The organism is Bacillus sp. FSL P2-0099 (assembly GCF_038007445.1).
Taxonomy (GTDB): Bacteria; Bacillota; Bacilli; order Bacillales; family Bacillaceae_G; genus Bacillus_A; species Bacillus_A mycoides.
Map to the genome: position 1 here is coordinate 1122684 of NZ_JBBOXE010000001.1, position 14334 is coordinate 1137017.

At 38.1% G+C, this 14334-nt stretch carries 15 protein-coding genes; 6 read left to right on the plus strand and 9 right to left on the minus strand.

Translation table 11 applies throughout. The features are described from left to right. Positions 1 to 17 precede the first annotated feature (17 nt). The 5 genes from lepB (at position 18) to MKY90_RS05715 (ending at position 9161) form a co-directional block, all read left to right on the plus strand. On the plus strand, positions 18 to 581 hold the full coding sequence (gene lepB / locus MKY90_RS05695; protein ID WP_215552771.1) for a signal peptidase I: 564 nt from the start codon (positions 18 to 20) through the stop codon (positions 579 to 581). 117 nt (positions 582 to 698) lie between these two features. Next, entirely contained in the window at positions 699 to 4214 is a 3516-nt protein-coding gene (gene addB / locus MKY90_RS05700; protein ID WP_215552770.1) for a helicase-exonuclease AddAB subunit AddB, read from the plus strand. Next, the gene (gene addA, locus MKY90_RS05705; RefSeq protein ID WP_215552769.1) at positions 4211 to 7936 is read left to right on the plus strand and encodes a helicase-exonuclease AddAB subunit AddA; all 3726 of its coding nucleotides are present in this window, start codon (positions 4211 to 4213) and stop codon (positions 7934 to 7936) included. Before addB ends, addA begins: the two co-directional genes overlap by 4 nt. A 23-nt stretch (positions 7937 to 7959) precedes the next feature. Next, positions 7960 to 8238: an RNA polymerase alpha subunit C-terminal domain-containing protein gene (locus MKY90_RS05710; RefSeq protein ID WP_002011271.1), complete on the plus strand. Its 279-nt coding sequence runs from the start codon at positions 7960 to 7962 to the stop codon at positions 8236 to 8238. Positions 8239 to 8453: 215 nt separating this feature from the next. Continuing rightward, complete coding sequence (locus tag MKY90_RS05715; RefSeq protein WP_002030297.1) at positions 8454 to 9161, plus strand: DNA alkylation repair protein; 708 nt, start codon at positions 8454 to 8456, stop codon at positions 9159 to 9161. A gap of 50 nt (positions 9162 to 9211) precedes the next feature. Here the strand turns inward: MKY90_RS05715 and gerPF are convergent, their stop codons facing one another. The 7 genes from gerPF to MKY90_RS05750 form a co-directional block, all read right to left on the minus strand. Then, the gene (gene gerPF, locus MKY90_RS05720; RefSeq protein ID WP_001141570.1) at positions 9212 to 9427 is read right to left on the minus strand and encodes a spore germination protein GerPF; all 216 of its coding nucleotides are present in this window, start codon (positions 9425 to 9427) and stop codon (positions 9212 to 9214) included. A gap of 42 nt (positions 9428 to 9469) precedes the next feature. After that, on the minus strand, positions 9470 to 9856 hold the full coding sequence (locus MKY90_RS05725) for a spore germination protein GerPE (RefSeq protein WP_002030295.1): 387 nt from the start codon (positions 9854 to 9856) through the stop codon (positions 9470 to 9472). Positions 9857 to 9870: 14 nt separating this feature from the next. Next, complete coding sequence (gene gerPD, locus MKY90_RS05730; RefSeq protein WP_002087035.1) at positions 9871 to 10065, minus strand: spore germination protein GerPD; 195 nt, start codon at positions 10063 to 10065, stop codon at positions 9871 to 9873. Positions 10066 to 10071: 6 nt separating this feature from the next. Continuing rightward, positions 10072 to 10686, minus strand: coding sequence for a spore germination protein GerPC (locus MKY90_RS05735; protein ID WP_002087034.1), 615 nt, complete (start codon positions 10684 to 10686; stop codon positions 10072 to 10074). 67 nt (positions 10687 to 10753) lie between these two features. Then, on the minus strand, positions 10754 to 10960 hold the full coding sequence (gene gerPB / locus MKY90_RS05740; protein ID WP_001012506.1) for a spore germination protein GerPB: 207 nt from the start codon (positions 10958 to 10960) through the stop codon (positions 10754 to 10756). 14 nt (positions 10961 to 10974) lie between these two features. Then, on the minus strand, positions 10975 to 11196 hold the full coding sequence (gerPA, locus tag MKY90_RS05745) for a spore germination protein GerPA (RefSeq protein WP_001111190.1): 222 nt from the start codon (positions 11194 to 11196) through the stop codon (positions 10975 to 10977). Positions 11197 to 11292: 96 nt separating this feature from the next. Continuing rightward, positions 11293 to 11472 (minus strand): aspartyl-phosphate phosphatase Spo0E family protein, encoded by a 180-nt coding sequence (locus tag MKY90_RS05750; RefSeq protein ID WP_002087032.1) that lies wholly within the window; start codon positions 11470 to 11472, stop codon positions 11293 to 11295. Between the two features lie 243 nt (positions 11473 to 11715). Between MKY90_RS05750 and MKY90_RS05755 the strand changes: the two genes are divergently transcribed. Then, on the plus strand, positions 11716 to 12618 hold the full coding sequence (locus MKY90_RS05755) for a fumarylacetoacetate hydrolase family protein (RefSeq protein ID WP_002125896.1): 903 nt from the start codon (positions 11716 to 11718) through the stop codon (positions 12616 to 12618). Positions 12619 to 12652: 34 nt separating this feature from the next. Here the strand turns inward: MKY90_RS05755 and MKY90_RS05760 are convergent, their stop codons facing one another. Together MKY90_RS05760 and rocD are read right to left on the minus strand one after the other, a co-directional pair. Continuing rightward, the gene (locus MKY90_RS05760) at positions 12653 to 12937 is read right to left on the minus strand and encodes a hypothetical protein (protein WP_000925332.1); all 285 of its coding nucleotides are present in this window, start codon (positions 12935 to 12937) and stop codon (positions 12653 to 12655) included. 104 nt (positions 12938 to 13041) lie between these two features. Next, positions 13042 to 14232, minus strand: a complete 1191-nt coding sequence (rocD, locus tag MKY90_RS05765) for an ornithine aminotransferase (RefSeq protein WP_000616665.1) — start codon at positions 14230 to 14232, stop codon at positions 13042 to 13044. Positions 14233 to 14334 lie beyond the last annotated feature (102 nt).

Below are 14334 nucleotides of genomic sequence, written 5' to 3' on the forward strand. Positions count from 1 at the left end.
GGCGAGGGGAGAAGCAAATGAAGAAAACTTTGAAAAAAGAAGGGCTAGAGTGGGTAAGAACAATTTTAATTGGTGTACTATTAGCTGTATTTTTTCGAACGTTTTTCTTTTCAACGTACGTTGTAGAGGGGAAGTCAATGATGCCGACATTGCAAGATGGAAATATGCTCGTTGTGAATAAGGTGAGTTATCAAGTAGGGGACTTGAATCGATTTGATGTCGTCGTTTTTCATGCGAATAAAAAAGAGGACTATGTAAAGCGAATTATCGGTTTACCTGGGGATCATATCGAATATAAGCATGATAAATTATATATAAACGGACAATTCGTGGATGAACCTTATTTAGAGACGTATAAGAAAGAGATAAATGGACGGCAATTAACAGGTGATTTTAAATTAGAAGAATTAACGAAAGAAAAGTTTGTACCACCTGGTTCTATTTTTGTAGTTGGCGACAACCGCCTCGGTAGCTGGGATAGTAGGCACTTCGGCTTTGTGAAAGCTGATACAGTTGTCGGTAAAGTTGATTTACGATATTGGCCGATTCAAGAGGTACAAACGAATTTCTCAAAAGGCTGATATAATAAAATGAAGTATAAGGAAAAGACAAACGAGTATGTTTGTCTTTTTTATCGTCCTATAATACAATTGTGATAGCAAACTAACGTTCGTTATGTAAGTGAAAGGTGGGGTTACATGTCACTTCGATTTGTGATTGGTAGAGCTGGAAGTGGAAAAAGTACACTTTGTTTACACGAAGTGCAAGAAGAGTTAAAACAGCGCCCAAGAGGGAAAACAATATTATATCTTGTGCCAGAACAGATGACATTCCAAACGCAGCAGGCGTTAATTGGGAGTGAAGAGGTAAGAGGTTCTATTCGGGCACAAGTTTTTAGTTTTTCGCGATTAGCGTGGAAGGTGCTGCAAGAAGTTGGCGGAGCGAGTCGTCTTCATATTGATGAAGCTGGTGTACATATGTTGCTTCGTAAAATTGTAGAATCTCGTAAAGATGGACTATCTGTGTTTCAAAAAGCAGCGGAGCAAAACGGTTTCTTTGAACATCTTGGTAGTATGATTGCTGAGTTTAAACGTTACAATGTGACGCCGTCTAACGTATATGAAATGTGGCAACAATTAGACACGCATAGCAGTAGTGCAGAGCAAAAGCTACTAGCGAATAAAGTGTATGATTTACAGTTACTATATGATGATTTTGAACGTGCTTTAATCGGAAAGTATTTAGATTCAGAAGACTACTTACAATTATTAATTGAGAAGCTTTCAGACTCTGAGTATGTAAAAGGCGCGGAAATTTATATAGATGGATTCCATTCATTTTCTCCTCAAGAGCTAGAAATCGTTAGAGGGCTAATGAGATTAGGAACAAGAGTAACAATAACATTAACGATAGATGAAAAAACGTTAGCGCAGCCAGTGAATGAACTAGATTTATTTTATGAAACGACGTTAACGTATGAACGAATAAAACAAGTAGCGCGTGAAGAGAAAATAGAAATTGAAAAAACAATTCCACTTATGGAACAACCGCGTTTTCATTCTCCAGCATTAGCTCATTTAGAAGCGCATTATGAAGCGCGTCCGAATGAAAAGTATCATGGTGAAGCGAGTGTAACAATTAGTACAGCAGCTAATTTACGAGCTGAAGTAGAAGGTGTAGCTCGTGAAATTAGAAGACTTGTGGCGGATGAAGACTATCGTTACCGAGATATCGCAGTCCTTCTTCGTAACGGAGAAAGTTATTACGACGTAATGCGAACGTTATTTACGGATTATAATATCCCGCATTTCATCGATGAAAAACGCCCAATGTCACATCATCCGCTAGTAGAATGTATTCGTTCTGCACTCGAGATTATTAGCGGGAATTGGCGTTATGATGCAGTATTTCGCTGCGTGAAAACAGAGCTTTTATATCCATTAGATGTAAGAAAAGAAGCGATGCGCGAAGAGATGGATGAGTTTGAAAACTACTGTTTAGCGTACGGTGTACAAGGGAAGAGATGGACTTCTGAAGATCCGTGGATGTATCGTCGTTATCGTTCTCTTGATGATGCGAGCGAAATGATAACAGACAGTGAGCGTGAAATGGAAGAGAGAATAAATCGACTTCGCGACGTTGTAAGAACGCCAGTTATTCGTATGCAAAAAAGACTGAAGCGTGCTGGAACAGTTATGCAAATGTGCGAAGCGGTATATTTATTTTTAGAGGAGCTTGACGTTCCGAAAAAACTAGAAGAATTACGTGTTCGTGCAGAAGAAAATGGAGATTTCTTATTTGCGACAGACCATGAGCAAGTATGGGAAGAAGTGATGAATCTTCTTGATACGTTCGTTGAGATGCTTGGCGAAGAGAAGATGTCCCTTTCAATGTTTACGGAGGTTATGTCGACAGGTCTTGAGGCACTTCAATTTGCGAACATTCCGCCGTCACTAGATCAAGTGTTAGTTGCTAATATTGATCATTCTAGATTATCAGATATTAAAGCGACGTTCATTATTGGAGTAAATGAAGGAGTGATTCCAGCAGCGCCTATGGATGAAGGTATGCTTTCTGATGAGGAAAGAAATGTTCTCACCGCTGCAGGTATCGAATTAGCACCAACGACGAGACAAACTTTATTAGAAGAACAGTTCGTTATGTATCAAATGGTGACGAGAGCATCTGAGAAGGTATACATTTCCTGTCCGCTTGCGGATGAAGAAGGAAAGACGTTACTTGCTTCTAGTTTTATTAAAAAAATAAAAAGAATGTTCCCTGATGTGAAAGAATCGTTTATTACGAATGATGTAAATGACTTATCGCGTTCGGAACAAATCTCATATGTAGCAACGCCAGAAGTAACGTTGTCTTATGTCATGCAGCAATTGCAAACGTGGAAGCGTTACGGATTTGAAGGCAATTTAGACTTTTGGTGGGACGTATATAACTTCTACGTTACTTCAGATGAATGGAAGCAAAAAAGTAGCCGTGTGTTATCAAGTTTATTCTACCGAAATCGTGCACAGAAACTAAGTGCAGATGTAAGTAGGGATTTATATGGAGATACAATTAAGGGAAGCGTTTCTCGTATGGAGCTATTTAATCGCTGTGCGTACGCTCATTTTGCTCAGCACGGTTTATCGCTAAGAGAGCGTGATATTTTCAAACTTGATGCGCCAGATATCGGTGAGTTATTTCATGCAGCGCTGAAGAGAATTGCAGACAAGCTATTACGTGAAAATCGGACTTGGGCGGATTTATCAATAAAAGAGTGTGAACACCTTTCTGCTTTAGTAATAGAAGAAATTGCACCGTTATTACAAAGACAAATTTTATTAAGTTCGAACCGTCATTTCTATTTAAAGCAAAAACTACAACAAATCATTTTCCGTACGTCACTTATTCTTCGTGAACATGCGAAGTCGAGTGGATTTGTACCAGTTGATTTAGAAGTACCGTTCGGTATGGGCGGGACTGGATCGCTTCCGCCGATGGAATTTGCGTTGCCAAATGGTGTGAAGATGGAAGTAGTTGGCCGTATTGACCGTGTTGATAAGGCGGAAGATGAGAGTGGTACGTTCCTTCGTATTATTGATTATAAATCAAGTTCGAAAGCGTTAGATTTAACAGAAGTGTATTACGGACTCGCACTTCAAATGTTAACGTATTTAGATGTTGTTACTTCAAATGCACATACGTGGATGAAAAAGGGCAGTACTGCATCACCGGCGGGTGTATTGTATTTCCATATTCATAACCCGATTGTTGAGATGAAAGGCGATGCATCTGAAGAAGAAATTGAGAAAGAAATTTTAAAGAAATTTAAAATGAAAGGTCTCGTACTAGGCGATGCTGACGTTGTGCGTTTAATGGATAATAAACTTTCAACAGGAAGCTCTGATATTATTTCTGCTGGTCTGAAAAAAGATGGTAGTTTTAGTGCGCGTTCTAGCATTGCAAGTGAACAAGAGTTTAACGTACTTCAAAAATATGTACACCACTCGTTTGAAAATATCGGAAAAGACATTACAGAAGGTGTTATCGATATTGCTCCTTACAAAAAGGGGAATAAAGCGGCATGTACGTTCTGTAACTTCAAATCTGTTTGTCAATTTGATGAATCACTTGAAGATAACCAATTCCGTACGTTAAAAGATATGAAAGATAGCGAAGCGATGGAGAAAATTAGAGAGGAGGTTGGCGGAGAATGAAAGAAAATTGGCCTCAGAAACCAGAAGGTAGTCAATGGACAGATGACCAGTGGAAAGCGGTTGTAGCGAACGGACGTGATATTTTAGTCGCAGCGGCAGCTGGATCAGGGAAAACAGCGGTATTAGTTGAACGTATTATTAAAAAGATTATAAGTGAGGAAAATCCAGTCGATGTCGACCGCCTGCTCGTTGTAACATTTACGAATGCAGCAGCGCAAGAAATGAAAAATCGAATTGGGGAAGCGTTAGAAAAATTATTAATTGATGGGCCAGGTTCACAGCATATAAGAAAGCAGCTTAGCTTATTAAATAAAGCTTCCATTTCAACAATTCATTCATTTTGTTTACAAGTTATTAGAGGATATTATTACATGCTTGATGTCGATCCTCGTTTTCGTATTGCGAACCAAACAGAAAATGAGTTATTAAAAGAAGAAGTGCTAGATGACATATTAGAAGAAGAATATGGAATCGAAGATAATAGTATTTTCTTTGAACTAGTTGATCGTTATACGAGTGACCGTAGTGACGATGACTTACAACGAATGATTTTAGCGCTTCATACAGAATCAAGAGCGCATCCAAACCCGGAGAAGTGGCTTGATAAATTAGTAGAAGCATACGACGTTGAAGGAAAGACGATTGAAGATTTAGTGTACGCTTCTTACTTATTAGAAGATGTGAAGTTTCAGCTTGAAACAGCGGAAAAGCATATTCGTAAGGCGACTGAACTCGCAATGCTTCCTGATGGTCCAGCGCCTCGCGTTGAAACTTTACAAGCAGATTTAGCTTTACTTGGAACGTTATCCTCAGCAGCGCGTGGATCGTGGACAAGCGTTTATGAAGCGATGCAAAATGTATCGTGGCAAACGTTAAAGCGTATTAAAAAAAGTGATTACAACGAAGATGTTGTAAAACAAGTAGATTCTCTTCGTAATAAAGCGAAAGATGAAGTGAAGAAATTACAAGAAGAGCTATTTAGCCGCAGACCCGAAAGTTTCTTACGAGATTTTCAAGATATGCATCCTGTATTAGAAAAACTCGTGAAGCTTGTAAAAGTATTTACAGAGCGTTTCCAAGCGATTAAGCGAGATAAAGGAATGGTCGATTTCACAGATTTAGAGCATTTCTGTTTGCAAATTTTAAGCGAGCAAAGTGAAGGCGGTGAAATGAAGCCGTCAGCAGTAGCGCTTCAATATCGTAATAAATTTGCGGAAGTACTAGTTGATGAATATCAAGATACGAACTTCGTACAAGAATCAATTATTAAATTCGTAACGAAAGATTCTGAGAGTGAAGGAAACTTGTTCATGGTTGGTGACGTAAAACAGTCAATCTATCGTTTCCGACTAGCAGAGCCTGGTTTATTCTTAGGAAAATATAAACGTTTCACACAAGAAGGATCGGGCGGCGGAATGAAGATTGACTTAGCGAAAAACTTCCGTAGCCGTCATGAAGTGCTAGCAGGTACGAACTTTATTTTCAAACAAATTATGGGCGAAGAAGTCGGCGAAATCGATTATGATGCTGACGCTGAATTAAAGCTAGGTGCTAGCTATCCAGAAGGTGAAGATGTAGCGGCAGAGCTATTATGTATTCAGCAAACTGAGGAAGAAGTGCAAGAAGGTGAAGAAGGTGCCGAAGTAGAAAAAGCGCAGCTTGAAGCTCGTCTTATGGCGCAGCGTATTAAAGCAATGGTCGATTCAGGCTATGAAGTGTATGATCGTAAAACTGATAGTATGCGCCCGGTGCAATATCGTGATTTCGTTATTTTACTTCGCTCCATGCCATGGGCGCCGCAAATTATGGAAGAGTTAAAACTACAAGGAATTCCGGTATATGCTGACCTTGCGACTGGTTACTTTGAAGCGACAGAAGTAAATATTATGATGAATGTATTCCGCGTCATTGATAACCCGATGCAAGATATTCCGCTTGCAGCTGTACTTCGTTCACCGATCGTTGGACTAAATGACGAAGAACTCGCGACGCTTCGTGCTCATGGAAAGAAAGGCTCGTTTTATGAAGTGATGAGCTCATTCTTAAAGGGAGCGCCGCTTGAAGAAGAACAAGAATTACATGATAAATTAGAGTGGTTTTATAACTTACTGCAAGGGTGGCGTGAATTTGCGCGACAACAATCACTTTCCGATTTAATTTGGAAAGTGTATGGTGAGACAGGCTATTACGACTTTGTCGGCGGTTTACCAGCCGGAAAGCAAAGGCAGGCAAACTTACGCGTACTATATGATCGTGCAAGACAATATGAAGCAACATCGTTTAGAGGATTATTCCGCTTCTTACGTTTTATTGAGCGTATTTTAGAACGCGGAGATGATATGGGAACGGCGAGAGCTCTTGGAGAACAAGAAGATGTTGTTCGCATTATGACGATTCATAAAAGTAAAGGGCTAGAGTTCCCAGTCGTATTTGTAGCTGGACTTGGTCGCCGTTTTAATACACAAGATTTAATGAAGCGTTTCTTACTTCATAAAGATTTCGGTTTCGGTTCACAATTTATCGATCCTCGTAAACGAATTAAATATACGACATTATCGCAACTAGCGATTAAGCGTAAAATGAAGATGGAATTAATTGCGGAAGAAATGCGCGTACTATACGTAGCATTAACACGTGCAAAAGAGAAGTTAATTTTAATTGGAACAGTTAAAGATGCAAATAAAGAAATGGAAAAATGGCTCGATGCAAGAGAGCATAGTGAATGGTTATTACCAGACCATATTCGTGCCGGAGCGTCTTGCTACTTAGACTGGATTGCACCTTCCTTATATAGACACCGTGATAGTGAAATGCTTCTTGAATTAGGACAAGGAAATATTCCAGGCGAAATTTATGAATATAGTGCTAGCTGGAAAGTAGAAGTTGTTGAAGGAAAAGATTTACTTGCACCAGAACCAGTTCAAGAAGAGAAACAAGAGTTATTAGAAGCGCTTCGTGATAAAAAAGCTGTTCCGTTAGAAAGTGAACGGAAAGAAGAAGTGTACGACAGATTGATGTGGGAATACGGGTATGCGGACGCGACATCTCACCGTGCGAAGCAGTCTGTTACAGAAATAAAGAGAAATTATCAATCTGAAGAAGGTAGCGATAACGCCTTTATTAAAAAACTTCGTGCACCAATTAAAACACGTCCGCGCTTTATGGAGAAAAAAGGGCTAACATACGCAGAGCGAGGGACAGCAGTCCATGCCGTTATGCAGCATGTAGATTTGAAGAAACCAATTACGATTGAAGTTCTTCAAGAACAAATTGCAAGAATGGTAAATAAAGAACTATTAACATTTGAACAAGCTGAAGAAATAGCGATTGAAAAGGTAATTTCATTCTTTGACAGTGACTTAGGTAAAAGGGTATTAGCAGCAAAAAGTGTTGAGCGCGAAGTACCATTTACGATGATGCTTTCAGCAGAAGAAGCGTATCAAGATTGGCAAGGGAAGAAAGGCGAATCAATACTTGTCCAAGGGGTTATCGACTGCATGATCGAAGAGGAAGACGGAATTACTTTAATCGACTTTAAAACAGATACGATTGAAGGAAAGTTCCCAGGCGGATTTGATCAAGCGAAACCAATTTTAGAAGACCGATACAAAGTACAGCTTTCACTATATGCAAAAGCACTCGAGAAAAGCTTAAAACATCCTGTGAAAGAGAAATGTTTATATTTCTTTGATGGAAATCATGTTGTAAATATTGACGAATAGAGCTTAGAAAGGGGTTATGGATTATGGCGACGTTAAGAACTTGTGATCAAGGACACGAGTACTACAAAAGTAGCGATTGTCCAACTTGCCCAACCTGTGAGAAAGAGAGAAAGCCAAAAGAAGGCTTTCTTTCTCTTCTTTCAGCACCAGCAAGGCGAGCGTTAGAGCACCATGGAATAACGACTGAAGCAGAACTTTCAAAGTATAGTGAAAAAGAAATTTTGAAACTGCACGGTATAGGGCCAGCATCTTTACCTAAATTGAGAGCGGCTTTAGAAGATAAGGGATTATCATTTAAATAAAAAAACTAATCATTAGCGGGGAGTAGCATCTTCATTAATGATTAGTTTTTATAATCGGTATTAATTAGCTAGATAAACGCGTATAACGAAATCCCATTTTGAAAATCGTAAATCGATGGACAAAACGCTTTAAAAGATGGAGTTATGAAGTATAGAGAACTTGATAAAGAAGATAAGCGAATTGATTATAATATTGAGGAAGGAAGTGCAACGCGATGGATTTTGAAACAGTAATGCAAGAGCTTGAAACTCTCGGCAAGGAACGAACTAAAAAAATATACATATCCAATGGTGCAAAGGAGCCACTTTTTGGAGTAGCTACAGGTGCTATGAAACCAATCGCGAAGAAAATAAAAATCAATCAAAGTTTAGCTGAAGAGCTTTATGCTACAGGTAACTATGATGCGATGTACTTTGCAGGCATTATTGCAAATCCAAAAACTATGAACGAATCGGATTTTGATCGTTGGATGGATGGGGCGTACTTTTATATGCTGTCCGATTATGTGGTGGCAGTAACTTTATCAGAATCAGATTTTGCACAAGACGTTGCTGATAAATGGATTGCAAGTGGTGACGAACTAAGAATGTCAGCGGGATGGAGTTGTTACTGCTGGCTTTTAGGGAATCGAAAAGACCATGAATTTTCCGAAAGTAAGATTACCAATATGCTAGAAGTTGTGAAAAATACAATTCACGATGCGCCAGAACGAACGAAATCCGCTATGAATAATTTTCTAAACACTGTGGGGATTTCATATGTGCCGCTACATGAAAAGGCAGTTGAAACTGCAAAGGAAGTAGGCATAGTGGAGCTAAAACGGGACAACAAGAAAAGCAGTTTTCTAAACGCTTACGAAAGTATTCATAAAGGACTTGATAGAGGAAGACTGGGGTTCAAACGTAAATATGTAAGGTGTTAAAAAACAGAAGGAAAAGCATTAGCTCTATACAAGAAGAGCTAATGCTTTTTTTACGCTGTTCCAATTTGATCTTGGTCTGCAACGTCCGAATCGAATGTATTTGTTGCACTAACGCCGCTAAAAGTGTTAACGACAAATCCGACATTGGAAGCCCCAGATCCGTTATAAGCTTTCGTATTTTCTTTCGGAGACACGTTATAAAAATCTCCTAAGTTGAAAGAGCCGTTACTGTTTTGAACGACGAGATTTCCTACAACCGAAGGCATACCATCCACCTACTTTACTAAGCTTTTTAATTACTATATGAATTATTTAGAGGAAGGTTCATCAGTAATAAATTGGCGGATTTGTAGCGTACGAGAATTATTAAAAACATAGTCAACATTGCCGATTTGGAAGCACGCGGAATTTAAAAGGGTTCGCAAGTGAACATCATTTACTTCAATAAAAGGGCACTCATTTACAATATTCATTTTTACATCTGTTGTTCGCTTTGGAATTGTAATGTATTCATCTGTAAAGATTTCAAACGCATCAAAACGACCTTCACCTTTTATATAACAAGGGATTTCTCGATGAACGATAAGTGCTCTATTTTTTAATTCTATTTGATTAGAATCCCCGGCCTGGAAGACAGCTGCAACCCCCATAGAAACGATAGAAACATTTTGTACAATTGAAGTATGACGGAGCATAATTTTTCCTCTCCTCAACCTGGAGTCGGAGGGACATCTGTTACTAATGGTACAAATGGTCCCTCTGTAACGGATTCGAATGGCGTATCAAGAATAGAAGAAAGGATGAGAAGGTTAGCATCTCCAATTAAAAATAATGCGGAAGAAGAAACCCCGGTCATTTTAATCTGCCCTACTTTTAACTCGCGGTTCACAACATTTAAATTCATACATACTTACTCCTTTCGGAAATTACCCGGTATGTGTTGAATAAAGGAAAGGAACGCCTTGTCAATATCTTGTTTCATCGCTTGAATAATGACGTCTCGTAAATAATCGGGATCTGAGGAAATACCCTCATACGATTGAACTTGTGATAAATAATATGGAAGTCTATGTTCCATCTGTTTTTTTATGTCATCCACCATCATTTGTCGATACATCTCATCAAGCGGCGTTCTCTCTTCTTGTTCAAAATGGAGAATTCGACTATATGCTTCTTCATCTAAATAGCGATGCATTTCTTGAAGGATACCTTGATAAAAATCTGGATTTGTTTCTGTTTCAGGATTTACTTTTAATGTTTCTGTATCCACTTGAAAATCTTCAATTTGTTGCCCTTTTGTTGAAAATGGATTCAAGCCAATATTTAAAGTGCCGTTTAAATTTTCTACTTTTAATTGATCGAATTTATATTCCACTTTTCCTATAGAAGAGGAGGGACGACTTTTTAACTCATTAAGCTCTTCTTGTAGTAGGCGAACTTGCTCTTCAAGATTTAGAATAGTTTGCTGCTGTATTTGGAGAGCTTGTTGAAGTTGGTGTAGGTAAGTATATATATCTTGATTCATTTGTGAAACCTCCTTTTCAATAGGGAGGGGAAATATATTCCTGCTATATATTTATGACAAGGATACCTTAAGAAGAACTAGTTGATGGTTTGATGGAAATAATTTGTCCTTTCGCCTGTAATGGACGAAGAGGTTCTGTAAATCCGCCAGAATTTGAGAATTTAGAAAGAGCTTTAATACTACCTGCAGTTCCAATTTGAAAAACGGAAGAGGTCGTAATGCTATCGATTTTAATGCTGTTAATGATGATACTTTGGTTCACATAAAAATTCAATGCAATCGCCCCCTTTAGTTCGAACCAATTATTGCTTGATCAATTACATCTGAATCATTGACGGTCGTTGAGCTTTGATAATTGTAGACAGAGACGTTATCCCCAACATTAAATGAACCGGCTCCGGCAAAAGCGCGTGAATAACTAATAGGCCTAATCGCAAATACATCTCCAATATGAAAAATACCACTTGATCCAATGTTAACGATACGAATATGTCCGACCATAGCTGGCATACAAAACACCTTTCGTTTTTAAAATTTTCTTTTCTACTATTGTATGGGCGTTTTCAATAAAATGTGTATTTTTTCGAAATAAAAGAAACACATACGTTATTGCGTATGTGTTTCGAACATTTGAGTATGTGTGCAATCTGTATGTATAGGCCAAACAACATTTAAGAGCCTGTCCAATTCCTGGCTACAATCTACTGTTTTTTGAGAAGTCATTCCGTAGCGTTCAGCAAAATAGATCATTTTTTCGCGTTTTTTTTCGATAGCTTGCTCAAACATTGAAATCGGCTCCATCTCTCAATAAATTTTATGTATATATGTAGTACATATTATACAAAAATCCCATAAAAAAGAAACATCTTCGCTAAAAAAAGTATAATTTCTACATTTTATGTCAAATAACGGATGAGGAACAAATATAATAATGGTTGAATATTGTAAAAATTAGCGTGTATAAGAAGGTTTTTTTCTTAAGGATGCGAATACAATTATAGGGTATGAGTTTTAGGATGGAGAGTGGAAATGTTGCGTTTTGTAACGGCGAAGAAAGAAGAAAAAGTATTTGTAGGTATTGTGGATGAAGAGGAAGAAAAGGTATTACATTTAAGAGAAGCGCAAAGACAAAAAGGGGAAAAGGTTACTATCCCAATTACCATGTTAGAGTGTATTGAAAGAGGAAGCGAATGTCTTGAGAAAGTGTACGATATTGTAAATTGGGCGAAGGAAAATGCGGGATCGGCGTATTATCCGTTAGCAGAGGTGAAAATATTAGCACCGATTCCAAGGCCGAGAAAAAATATTCTTTGTGTTGGAAAGAACTATCGTGAGCATGCGGTAGAAATGGGCGGAGTAGAGTCTATCCCTGAAAATATAATGATTTTTACAAAGGCGCCAACAACAGTGATTGGAATTGATGAGCAAATTAATGGTCACCCTCACGCGACGAATGAACTTGATTACGAAGGTGAACTAGCAATCGTTATCGGTAAGCGAGGGAAACAAATAAAAATAGAAAAAGCTCTTGATCATGTTTTTGGATATACAGTTATAAATGATGTAACTGCTCGGGATATTCAAAGAAAACATAAACAATTTTTCCTAGGGAAAAGTTTCGATACATTTTGTCCGATGGGACCGTATTTAATTCATAAATCGATGGTTAGAACGCCGAATGCATTACACATTGAAACAGTGGTAAATGGAGAAGTAAGGCAAACTTCAAATACGAGAGAAATGATTTTTTCAGTAGAAGAAATTATTTCAACTATAAGTAAAGGCATGACATTAGAGCCAGGAGATATCATTGCAACAGGGACACCAGCTGGTGTTGGTAAAGGTTTTACACCACCGAAGTTTTTACATGCTGGTGATGAAGTTGTTATTACAGTAGAGGGAATTGGTACGCTTAGAAATATTGTGAAATGAAAAAAGAGCTATCTTGTGAAAAGATAGCTCTTTTCTATGGGCGTGGATTAACGGAGTAATCTATGATGGCGAAAATATACAATCCGATTAATGCTAAAGTACAAATTCCAATTAGCATAACTGCAAGTGCGCTTCTCTCACGGCCAAAACCGATAATTGTAAGGAAAACAGCAGCCCAAAATGATGTTTTGAGTAGTGTGAATGTATTAGGAGTTGAATAATGACTGAGTAAAGTTGTAGATAATATGAAGCCGATGAATGTCATAGAAATAAAAATTGTAGCTAAATTATTAATGTGTTTACCGTATTTCAATAGCATACAGTTACCCCCTTTTTAATAAAAACAGAATATTCAATTTTATTTTACGGTAAACTACTAAAAAAGAAAGAGGTTGTCCTATATTTAGGACAACCTCACTATGATTAAGATAGTACAGCTTTAATTTTTTGGAACGCCCACTCTAAATCTTCTTCAGAGATTACTAGAGGTGGTGCAATACGAATTACGTTTTCGTGTGTTTCTTTACATAATAGACCAGCTGCTTTTAGTTGTTCACAGTAAGGACGAGCTGGCTCGTTTAATTCGATACCGATGAATAAACCTTTACCGCGAATGTCAGTAATCATTGGGTTATCAATTTCTTTTAATTGCCCAACTAGTTTTTCTCCTAATTGAAGAGAACGCTCTGTTAATTTTTCTTCTTCTAATACTTCAAGAGCTGCAATAGAAACAGCACATGCAAGTGGGTTACCACCGAATGTAGAACCGTGAGAACCTGGCTCGAATACACCTAAAATGTCGCTGTTTGCTGCAACACAAGAGATTGGGAATACGCCGCCGCCAAGTGCTTTACCAAGTATGTACATGTCAGGAGTTACATTGTCCCAGTCGCAAGCAAATACTTTACCCGTACGGCCTAAGCCTGTTTGGATTTCATCTGCTACGAATAAAACGTTTTCTTTTTTACATACTTCGAAAGCTTCTTGTAAGAAACCAGCTGGTGGAATGTTAATTCCTGCTTCACCTTGGATTGGCTCTAAAATGAATGCAGCTGTATTTGGTGTAATCGCAGCTTTTAACGCTTCTAAATCACCATAAGGAATTACAATAATGCCAGGAAGCATTGGACCGAAGCCGCGCTTGTACTCTTCGTTTGATGACATAGAAACAGCACCCATTGTACGTCCGTGGAAGTTATCTTCACAAACGATGATTTCTGCACGGTTTGCTTCTACCTTTTTCACATCATAAGCCCAGCGACGAGCTGTTTTAATTGCAGTTTCAACAGCCTCTGCACCTGTATTCATAGGAAGTACCATATTTTTATTTGTTAGTTTCGCAACTTTTTCGTACCAAGGACCTAATTGATCGCTATGGAAAGCACGAGAAGTTAACGTCACTCGATTAGCTTGGTCAATTAAAGCGTTAATGATTTTTGGATGACGATGACCTTGGTTTACTGCAGAATATGCACTTAATAAGTCCATATAGCGGTTTCCTTCAGGATCTTCTACCCAAACGCCTTCTGCTTTAGAAATAACGATTGGAAGTGGATGGTAGTTATTTGCCCCGTATGTGTCTGTAAGTTCGATAATATCCTTAGTTTGAATCATGATTGTTCCCCCTTTTGTTATTACAAGAAGTTTGTAAATACTCTAAATATTATAGCATTTAAATATAAAAAAGCGAAACATTTCCTGAAAATATATGAACAT

Bases quoted from the DNA above. Each gene is read 5' to 3' on its own strand.
- MKY90_RS05725 (WP_002030295.1), bottom strand. From the start codon at position 9,856: ATGCTCCGTCATACTTCAATTGTACAAAATGTTTCTATCGTTTCTATG.
- MKY90_RS05710 (WP_002011271.1), top strand. From the start codon at position 7,960: ATGGCGACGTTAAGAACTTGTGATCAAGGACACGAGTACTACAAAAGT.
- gerPF (WP_001141570.1), bottom strand. From the start codon at position 9,427: ATGCCTTCGGTTGTAGGAAATCTCGTCGTTCAAAACAGTAACGGCTCT.
- gerPD (WP_002087035.1), bottom strand. From the start codon at position 10,065: ATGAATTTAAATGTTGTGAACCGCGAGTTAAAAGTAGGGCAGATTAAA.
- MKY90_RS05760 (WP_000925332.1), bottom strand. From the start codon at position 12,937: ATGCTATTGAAATACGGTAAACACATTAATAATTTAGCTACAATTTTT.
- MKY90_RS05715 (WP_002030297.1), top strand. From the start codon at position 8,454: ATGGATTTTGAAACAGTAATGCAAGAGCTTGAAACTCTCGGCAAGGAA.
- MKY90_RS05755 (WP_002125896.1), top strand. From the start codon at position 11,716: ATGTTGCGTTTTGTAACGGCGAAGAAAGAAGAAAAAGTATTTGTAGGT.
- rocD (WP_000616665.1), bottom strand. From the start codon at position 14,232: ATGATTCAAACTAAGGATATTATCGAACTTACAGACACATACGGGGCA.
- gerPA (WP_001111190.1), bottom strand. From the start codon at position 11,196: ATGCCAGCTATGGTCGGACATATTCGTATCGTTAACATTGGATCAAGT.
- lepB (WP_215552771.1), top strand. From the start codon at position 18: ATGAAGAAAACTTTGAAAAAAGAAGGGCTAGAGTGGGTAAGAACAATT.
- addB (WP_215552770.1), top strand. From the start codon at position 699: ATGTCACTTCGATTTGTGATTGGTAGAGCTGGAAGTGGAAAAAGTACA.
- MKY90_RS05750 (WP_002087032.1), bottom strand. From the start codon at position 11,472: ATGTTTGAGCAAGCTATCGAAAAAAAACGCGAAAAAATGATCTATTTT.
- addA (WP_215552769.1), top strand. From the start codon at position 4,211: ATGAAAGAAAATTGGCCTCAGAAACCAGAAGGTAGTCAATGGACAGAT.
- MKY90_RS05735 (WP_002087034.1), bottom strand. From the start codon at position 10,686: ATGAATCAAGATATATATACTTACCTACACCAACTTCAACAAGCTCTC.